This is a genomic window from Streptomyces sp. NPDC002138 (assembly GCF_040296485.1).
Classification (GTDB): Bacteria; Actinomycetota; Actinomycetes; order Streptomycetales; family Streptomycetaceae; genus Streptomyces.
This window is the reverse complement of record NZ_JBEOXE010000002.1, coordinates 224,849-233,264: the sequence shown is the minus strand read 5'-3', so window position 1 is coordinate 233,264 and position 8,416 is coordinate 224,849. Positions and strand designations below refer to the sequence as shown.

The following is an 8,416-nucleotide window of genomic DNA, read 5'->3' as shown; positions in this document are numbered from 1 at the left end:
GGCCCCCCGACCCCGCCGCGCAGCCCGACCCCCGCGAGCCCCGGCGTACCGCCGGCCCCGCCGCCGGGGCCGGCGGTGGGCTGCCCGTGCGGAAGGCGCCCGGGGGCGGGCTGCCGCGACGGGTGGGGGGTGCGGCCCCCTCGGGAGAGCACACGCACGCCCAGGCCCCCGACGGGCACGGCGACTGGGTACCCCGCCAGGGGAGCCATCCCCTGCCGGAGCCCGAGGCCGTCACCGGCAAGGGCCTCCCGAAGCGCACCCCGCGCACCGTCGCGACCCCCGCCACCGCCGCCGCCCCCGCCGCGGAGCCCAAGCGCGTGGACGCCGAAGAACTCCGCCGCCGGCTCGGCGGTTTCTACCAGGGGTCCAGGGACGGGCGGCGCGTCGTGGAGGCCGAACTCGCCGAGGGCCCCACCGATCCGGGGGACACCGCACAGGAGGCACGCACATGACCGCGCCCAGTACGTACGGACCGAGCACCCAGGCCCGCAACCTGCAGTGGCTGCTGACCGACCTGGTCGAGGAGGTGCCCGGTATCGTCTCGGTCGCCGTCGTCTCCTCCGACGGCCTGTTGCTGCTCTCCTCCGAGACGGGCTCCACCGGCGGGGAAGGGGACGCGGCCGACCGCCCCGTGCCCCAGGCCCGCCTCAAGGGCCCCCGGGGAGCCTCCGCCGACCTCGCGACCATCGTGTCCGGGCTCGGCAGCCTCACCACCGGCGCCGCCCAGCTCATGGACGGCGGAGGCGTGAAGCAGACCATGGTGGCGATGGAGCACGGCTCCGTCTTCGTCACCGCCATCAGCGACGGCTCCCTGCTCGGCGTGCACGCCACGCCGGACTGCGACATGAGCGTCGTCGCCTACCACATGGCGCTCTTCGTCGGCCGCGCCGGCCACGTCCTGACCCCCGAAGTCCGCAGCGAGCTGCGCCAGTCGATGGAGAACACCCCGTGAGGAGTCCGGCCTCCGACCGGCTGCCGATACGCGGCGCCGACCGACGCCCCGCCCGCGTCCGCCCGTACTCGCTCACGGGCGGACGGACCCGCTTCGCGCACGTCCTGCTCGTCGAGAGCTTCGTCGCCACCCTCGACCCCGGGGTCAAGGCGCCGGCGGCCCGGCCCGACCGGACGCCCGAAATGCGGGCGATCGTCGAGCTGTGCCGCCGCATGCGCACGGTCGCCGAGATCGCCGCGCTGCTGAAGCTGCCGCTCGGGGTGGTCCGCGTACTCGTCAGCGACCTCGCCGACCAGGGAAGGATCCGCGTCTACGGGACGGGGCACGGCACCGGCCGCCCCGAACGCGCGCTGCTCGAAAGGGTGCTCAGTGGGCTCCGCCGTCTTTGATCCGACCGCTCCCGCGGACCCCGCGGACGACCCCGTCCAGCCCTGGCAGTACGACCGCTCCCGCGCCCCCGTCGCCGTCAAGGTGCTGGTCGCGGGCGGCTTCGGCGTCGGCAAGACCACCTTCGTCGGCTCGGTTTCGGAGATCACTCCGCTGCGTACCGAGGCGGTGATGACCGAGGCGAGCGCCCCGACGGACGATCTGACGGGGACCCCGGACAAGCACACGACCACCGTCGCGATGGACTTCGGCCGGGTCACGCTGGACGACGACCTGGTCCTGTACGTCTACGGGACGCCCGGCCAGAAACGTTTCTGGTTCATGTGGGACGACCTCGTCCGCGGCGCCATCGGCGGCATCGTGCTCGCCGACACCCGCCGCCTGCGCGACTGCTTCCCGGCCCTCGACTACTTCGAGAGCTGCGGCCTGCCCTACGCCGTCGCCGTCAACCACTTCGAGGGCTCCACCTCCTACGAGCCCGAGGACGTGCGGGAGGCGCTGACCATCCCCGACGCCGTCCCCGTCGTGATCATGGACGCGCGCCATCGCGCGACGGTCGTCGAGTCCCTGCTGACCCTCGTGGGCCACGCCCTGGACGAGACCCCCGAATAGGCCGGATCCCCCGCACGCCGCCCGTACGTACCGCCCGTACCGCCCGGAGAAGAGACCGTCATGCGCAAGATACTCATCGTCGGAGCCGGGCAGTCCGGTCTCCAGCTCGCCCTCGGCCTCCAGTCGAAGGGGTATGAGGTCACCCTCATGTCCAACCGCACGCCGGACGAGATCCGCGGCGGCCGGGTCATGTCCACGCAAGTCATGTTCGACACGGCGCTCCAGCACGAGCGCGACCTCGACCTGAACTTCTGGGAGGGCGGGGCCCCGAGGATCGAGGGCGTCGGCGTCTCGGTCGCCGCCCCCGACGCCTCCCGCCCGGTCGACTGGCTCGGCCGCCTCAAGGGGTTCGCCCAGTCGGTCGACCAGCGCGTGAAGATGGCGGGCTGGCTCGACACCTTCGTGCAGCGCGGCGGCCAGCTCGTCATCCACGGTGCCTCGATCGCCGACCTGGACTTCTTCTCCCGTACGTACGACCTCGTCCTCGTCGCCGCCGGCAAGGGCGAGCTGGTCTCGATGTTCGAGCGGGACGCGGCGCGTTCGCCGTACGACGCCCCGCAGCGCGCCCTCGCCGTCTCCTACGTGCACGGCCTGGGCCCGCGGCCCGAGCACCCGGAGACCGAGGCGGTCCGCTGCAATCTGGTCCCCGGCGTCGGCGAGCTGTTCGTCATGCCCACCCTGACCACCTCCGGGCGCGCGGACATCCTGTTCTGGGAGGGCCTCCCGGGCGGCCCGGCCGACGCCTTCGGCGGGGTCAAGGACCCGGCGAAGCACCTCGCGCTCACCCTGGAGCTGATGGAGCGGTTCACGCCCTGGGAGTACGAGCGGGCGAAGGGCGTGGAGCTGACGGACGCGGGCGCCACCCTGGCGGGCCGGTACGCGCCGGTCGTCCGCAACCCGGTCGGGCGGCTGCCCGGCGGGGGCGTGGTGCTCGGCGTCGCGGATGTGGTCGTGACGAACGACCCGATCACGGGGCAGGGTTCCAACTCCGCCGCCAAGTGCGCGGCCTCGTACCTCTCCTCGATCCTCATGCACGGGGACAAGCCGTTCGACGAGGCGTGGATGAAGGCCACCTTCGCCACCTACTGGTTCACCAACGGCAAGCCCGTCACGCAGTGGACGAACGCGATGCTGGGCGTACCGCCGGAGCACGTGCTGGGCCTGATCGGCGCGGCCGGGCAGCTCCAGCCGGTGGCGGATCGTTTCGCCAACGGCTTCGACAACCCGGCCGACTTCGACGCGTACTTCTACGACCCCGAGGACACCGCGGACTACCTCGCGGAGGTCGCCTCGGCGGCCTCGCCCGCCCCGGCCACCGCGGGCGCCTCCTCGGCGGAGTAACCGCTGTCGTCCCCCGCCGCTCCGGTCCCCGCGCCCTCGGGCAGGGGCGGCGGGCTGTACGACGCCAGCGCGACCCCGTCGGGATCCGGCCGGACGGCCCCCAGCAGCGGGTTCGCGGCGATCGGCGACACCTTCACCGCGGCCCCCGGCCGCGGGGCCTGGATCACCTTGCCGTTCCCGGCGTAGATGGCCACGTGGGTCGCCTTCGGGAAGTAGACCACCAGGTCCCCGGGCCGCAGCCGGTCCAGCGGCACCTTCGGGAGCTGCGCCCACTGCTCCTGGCTGGTGCGCGGGATCGAGCGCCCGGCGTGCGCCCAGGCCTGTGAGGTGAGCCCCGAGCAGTCGAAGGAGGCGGGCCCCTCGGCGCCCCACACGTAGGGTTTGCCGATCTGCTCGCTCGCGTAGGTGAGCGCGGCCCCGCCCGCCGCGCTCGGGGTACGGGTCCGCGCGGGGCCGGGGCTGCCGAGGCGGCCCGAAGCCACCAGCTCCCGCTGCGCTTCGGCGGTCTCGCCGCGTTCCCGGTCGTGGAGCTGGGCCAGCTGGGTGGCGGTGAGCGAGGCCAGCAGCCGCTCGACCTCCTTGAGCCGGGCCGCGGCCTCCTCCTTGTGCCGTTTCTGCTCCGCGGCCAGGGCCTGCTGGGCCTCCAGCGCCTTGCGGGCGGCGGCCGCCAGCACCCCGGCCTGCTGCTCGCCCTGCGCGAGCCGGGCCAGTACGCCCGCCCGCCGGGCCCCCTCGCGGGCCGCCAGCCGACGCTCGTCGAGGGCGGCGTTCGGGTCCCCCGACATCAGCATCCGGGCGTACGGCGAGAACCCGCGAGCCCCCTGGTACTGCTCCCGGGCCAGCCGTCCGGCCAACGCCCGCTGGGCCCCGGCCTCGGTGCGCGCCCGGCCCAGGCCGGCGCTGAGCCGCCGCTCCTCCTCGCGGCGGGCGGTGAGGGCGACTTCGGTGGCGTTGTAGGCCTCCGCGGCCTCCTCGGCCTTCTGGTAGAGCCCTTGCAGCCGGGTGAGCAGCCCGCCCACGGCGAGGGCCCCGGGAGCCTCGGGAGCGCCGACGGCTTCCGTGGATCCCGCGGCTCCCGCGGCCTCCGTGACATCGGTGGTCTCCGCGGCCCCCGTGGCATCGGTGGTCTCCGGGGTCTCCGGGGTCTCTGGGGTCTCCGGCGTTTCCGGAGCCGCCGGTGCGCCCGGGGCTCCGGCCGAGGGACCGGCGGGCGGACCGACCGGGGGAGCGGCCGGGTGAGCGGCCGGCGGCGCGGCGGCGGCGGACAGCGGTACGGCCGCGACCAGGGTCGCGGCGATGCAGACGGCACGCAGCAGCCGACGTGACATGGGATCACCTCCGGGGGAACGGGGCGTGATCGTGCCACGACCGGTATGACGAATCGCCCACCCGAGTCGGCCGAGTCGGCCCCCTCACCCGTCCGGCGGACCCCGGCCCACCCCTGTGGGGGACGCCCCCCGGCCCACCCCTGTGGGGGACACCCCCCGGACCGCCGACTACCCCTCCAGCAGGCGGGCCTTCGCCGCCGCGAACTCCTCCGGGGTCAGCAGCCCCTCGCGGGCCAGGGCGCCGAGCCGGTCCAGCCGGCCCGCCAGGGCGGCGGCCCGGGGGGACAGCGGAGCGGTGGCCGCCGCGCCGCGGGCGGGTTCGCCGCCCTCCCAGACGTACGCGCCGCGCGCCAGCGACCCCCGCAGCAGCGGACGCCCCGCCGGGCGTTCGGCGGGCCGGGCCACCGCGTGCACCGGACGGATGAACATCACGCCACCCCCAGACGCTCGGCGGGGATCCGGACCGAGCCGGCGATCCGGCCGCCCGCCGCCCGTACGGCGATCGCCGCGTCCTCGGCCCACACGTGCTCGACCAGCACCAGCAGCGCGCAGCTGCCCCGGTCCAGCAGGTCGGCGGCCTCCCGGACGTCCTCCGGACCGATGAGCCGGGCCGCCTCCCGGCCGTTCAGCAGGCCGCTGAGCTCCTGGAACTCGTCGAACTCCGCGGCCAGCACCTCACCCGCCGCCGTCTTCGTCGCCACGAGGCCGTCGATCAGCCGGACGTTCCCGCTCTTGCGCAGGCCCATCACGGCCGAGACCGCGGACACCCGCAGCTGCTCCTCCGGGAAGGCGAGGACAATGAACTCCACAGGCCCCATGACCCCGACTCCTCGACTGACAGGCGCGTGCCCGACCACTTCTGACGACTCTTCGACAACTCTCCGGCTCACTATGACATAAAGGGACATAATCTACCGGCGCTTGCTACGTTGCCCCCATGACCGCACTGACGGCACAGGTGGCGGAGCCCGCTCCGCCCCCCGGCGTACCGCACGCCAAGCGCAGGGGCGTCGAGCTGACCCTCCTGGCGGGCGCCGTCCTCATCTCCGTCCTCGGCCACCTCTACGTCGGTCTCGCGACCATCGGCCACCTCCCCCCGCAGGCCTCCCGGCACGCCGCCGGGCTCGCCGTCGCCGCACTGCTCGCGCACCTGGCCGTGCGCCTGCGGGCGCCCTACGCCGACCCGCTGCTGCTGCCCATCGCCTTCCTGCTCAACGGTCTCGGCCTGGTCCTCATCCAGCGGCTCGACCTGACCACCCCCGCCCACCTCACCGCGGGCGACCAGCTGCTGTGGTCCGGGCTCGGGGCGGCGCTCTTCGTGGTCGTGGTCGCCGCGCTGCGCGACCACCGCGTGCTCCAGCGCTACGCGTACCTCGCGGTGGCCGCCGCCCTCGCGCTGATGCTGGTCCCGGTCTTCTTCCCCGCGGTCAACGGCGCCCACATCTGGGTCCGCTTCGCCGGGCTCTCCTTCCAGCCGGGGGAGTTCGCCAAGATCCTGCTCGCCGTCTTCTTCGCCTCCTACCTGGCCGCGAACCGCACCGCCCTGGCCCTGACCGGCCGCCGGATCGCGGGGCTGCGGCTGAGGCTGCTGCCCGGCCGGGTGCTCGGGCCGATCCTGGCGATCTGGCTGCTGAGCGTGGGCGTACTCGTCCTGGAACGGGACCTCGGCACCTCGCTGCTCTTCTTCGGGCTGTTCGTCATCATGCTGTTCACCGCCACCGGCCGGATCGGCTGGATCGCCATCGGGCTGGTGCTGGCGAGCCTGGGGGCGTATGCCGTGGGGACCTTCGAACCGCACGTCCACGGCCGGGTCGAGGACTGGCTGAATCCTTTCGCCTCCATCGAGCAGGGCCGCGGTCCCGGCCAGCTCGCGCAGTCCCTCTTCGCCTTCGGCGCGGGCGGACTGCTCGGCGCCGGACTCGGCCACGGCCAGTCCTTCCTGATCGGCTTCGCCGCCAAATCGGACTTCATCCTCGCCACCGCGGGCGAGGAGCTGGGCCTGGCCGGTCTCTGCGCGATCCTCGTCCTCTACGCCCTGCTCGTCGCCCGCGGCTTCCAGGCCGGGCTCGCGCTGCGCGACCCCTTCGGGCGGCTGCTGGCCACCGGGCTCGCCTCGATCGTGGCCCTCCAGGTCTTCGTCATCGCGGGCGGGGTCACCGGGCTGATCCCGCTCACCGGCATGGCCATGCCCTTCCTGGCCCAGGGCGGCTCCTCCGTGGTGACCAACTGGGTCATCGTCGCCCTGCTGGTGCGGCTCAGCGACAGCGCGCGGCGCCCGCGCCCGCCGGCCGAAGGAGCGTGCGGCGGCGCGGAAGGCGGGGCCGGGTGATCCGCTACATCCGCTGGTGCGGCTACTTCTGCGCGGCGCTCTTCCTGGCCCTCTTCGCGGGCGTCGCCCGGGTCCAGGTCTGGGAGGCCCGCTCCCTCGCGGCCAACCCGGCCAACAAGCGGCCGGTGATCGAGCGGTACGCGCAGCCGCGCGGGAACATCCTGGTCGACGGGCGCCCGATCACCGGATCCCGGGACAGCCACCAACTGCTGCGCTACGAGCGGACGTACGCGGACGGACCGCTGTACGCCCCCGTCACCGGCTACTCCTCGCAGACCTACGGCACCAGCTTCGTCGAGCGCGCCGAGGACGCCGTCCTCGCCGGGACCGACCCCGGGCTGACCGCCTTCCCGCTCTGGTACGAACTGGCCCGCAGCCGCCCGGACGGCGGGAACGCGGTGCTCACGCTGAAGGCCGCCATGCAGCGCGCCGCCTACACCGGACTCGCGGGCAAACGCGGCGCGGTGGCCGCCGTCGAGCCCGCGACCGGCAGGATCCTCGCCCTGGTCAGCAGCCCCTCGTACGATCCGGCCGTACTGTCGGGCACCGGCCCGGCGGTCAAGGGTGCCTGGGCCCGGCTGAACGCGGACCCGGCCAAGCCGATGCTCAACCGGGCGCTGCGCGAGACCTATCCGCCCGGGTCCACCTTCAAGATCGTGACAGCTGCGGCCGCGCTGGACGCGGGCGTCGTGAAGGACGTGGACGCGCCGACGCGGACCCCCGACCCGTACCCGCTGCCCGGCACCTCGACCCTGCTGCCGAACGCCTCGGAAGGCTGTCAGGACGCGAGCATGGCGGAGGCCGTGCAGTACTCCTGCAACACGGTCATGGCGAAGATCGGGGTCCAGGTCGGGCTGCGCGGGATGGCCGACGCGGCGCGCCGGTTCGGGTTCAACGACGAGGGGCTGCGGGTCCCGGCGTGGGTGTCGCGGTCCAACTTCGACACCGACATGAGCCAGGACCAGCTGGCCCTGTCGGCCATCGGGCAGTTCAACACCACGGCCACCCCGCTCCAGATGGCGATGGTCGCGGGCGCGGTCGCCAACGGCGGTGAGGTCCGCACCCCTTACCTGATCGAGCGGACCACCCAGAGCGACGGCGACCAGATCCGCCGCGGCGACCAGCGCGGCGCGGGCCGGGCCATGAGCCCGGGGACCGCGCTGCGGCTCCAGAAGATGATGGTCAAGGTGGTCGAGGACGGGACGGGCCGCAACGCGGCGATCCCGGGCGCCCGCGTCGGCGGCAAGACGGGCACGGCGCAGCACGGGGTGGGCAACGCGGGCACGCCGTACGCCTGGTTCATCGCCTGGGCCCAGGGCGCCGATGCGGGCCGGCCGGCGGTGGCGGTCGCGGTGGTCGTGGAGGACGCGGCGGCCGACCGGGGGGACATCAGCGGGAACAGCGCGGCCGCGCCGATCGCGCGCGAGGTGATGCGGGCGGCGCTGAGCCGCTGAGCCGCTGATCCGC

The 8,416-nt window shown here is 74.3% G+C and carries 9 protein-coding genes and 1 pseudogene; 7 read left to right on the top strand and 3 right to left on the bottom strand.

Features of this window, described 5'->3' with window-relative positions; translation table 11 throughout:
- From ABT084_RS02155 to ABT084_RS02135, 5 genes and pseudogenes are all read left to right on the top strand, one after another.
- Positions 1-452 (top strand): annotated as a pseudogene (locus ABT084_RS02155) (histidine kinase); the annotation flags it as partial.
- Positions 449-952 (top strand): roadblock/LC7 domain-containing protein, encoded by a 504-nt coding sequence (locus tag ABT084_RS02150; protein WP_351037729.1) that lies wholly within the window; start codon positions 449-451, stop codon positions 950-952. The pseudogene ABT084_RS02155 and the gene ABT084_RS02150, both read left to right, overlap by 4 nt.
- Positions 949-1,341, top strand: coding sequence for a DUF742 domain-containing protein (locus ABT084_RS02145; RefSeq protein WP_351037728.1), 393 nt, complete (start codon positions 949-951; stop codon positions 1,339-1,341). Before ABT084_RS02150 ends, ABT084_RS02145 begins: the two co-directional genes overlap by 4 nt.
- The gene (locus ABT084_RS02140; RefSeq protein ID WP_351037727.1) at positions 1,322-1,951 is read left to right on the top strand and encodes a GTP-binding protein; all 630 of its coding nucleotides are present in this window, start codon (positions 1,322-1,324) and stop codon (positions 1,949-1,951) included. Before ABT084_RS02145 ends, ABT084_RS02140 begins: the two co-directional genes overlap by 20 nt.
- A 60-nt stretch (positions 1,952-2,011) precedes the next feature.
- Complete coding sequence (locus tag ABT084_RS02135) at positions 2,012-3,292, top strand: styrene monooxygenase/indole monooxygenase family protein (RefSeq protein WP_351037726.1); 1,281 nt, start codon at positions 2,012-2,014, stop codon at positions 3,290-3,292.
- On the opposite strand, the gene ABT084_RS02130 is transcribed toward ABT084_RS02135, so the two are convergent.
- The 3 genes from ABT084_RS02130 to ABT084_RS02120 all read right to left on the bottom strand — a co-directional run bounded on the left by ABT084_RS02130 (position 3,223) and on the right by ABT084_RS02120 (position 5,438).
- Positions 3,223-4,620, bottom strand: coding sequence for a C40 family peptidase (locus ABT084_RS02130; protein WP_351037725.1), 1,398 nt, complete (start codon positions 4,618-4,620; stop codon positions 3,223-3,225). The genes ABT084_RS02135 and ABT084_RS02130 overlap by 70 nt on opposite strands.
- 168 nt (positions 4,621-4,788) lie before the next feature.
- Complete coding sequence (locus ABT084_RS02125) at positions 4,789-5,049, bottom strand: SHOCT domain-containing protein (RefSeq protein ID WP_351037724.1); 261 nt, start codon at positions 5,047-5,049, stop codon at positions 4,789-4,791.
- Positions 5,049-5,438, bottom strand: coding sequence for a DUF6325 family protein (locus ABT084_RS02120; protein ID WP_351037723.1), 390 nt, complete (start codon positions 5,436-5,438; stop codon positions 5,049-5,051). Before ABT084_RS02120 ends, ABT084_RS02125 begins: the two co-directional genes overlap by 1 nt.
- Positions 5,439-5,557: 119 nt before the next feature.
- On the opposite strand from ABT084_RS02120, the gene ABT084_RS02115 reads away from it, so the two are divergent.
- Positions 5,558-6,949, top strand: coding sequence for an FtsW/RodA/SpoVE family cell cycle protein (locus ABT084_RS02115; RefSeq protein WP_351037722.1), 1,392 nt, complete (start codon positions 5,558-5,560; stop codon positions 6,947-6,949).
- Positions 6,946-8,403 carry a penicillin-binding transpeptidase domain-containing protein gene (locus ABT084_RS02110; RefSeq protein ID WP_351037721.1) on the top strand — a complete coding sequence of 486 codons (1,458 nt, stop codon included), beginning with the start codon at positions 6,946-6,948 and terminating at the stop codon, positions 8,401-8,403. The genes ABT084_RS02115 and ABT084_RS02110 overlap by 4 nt, the downstream gene beginning before the upstream one ends.
- Positions 8,404-8,416 lie beyond the last annotated feature (13 nt).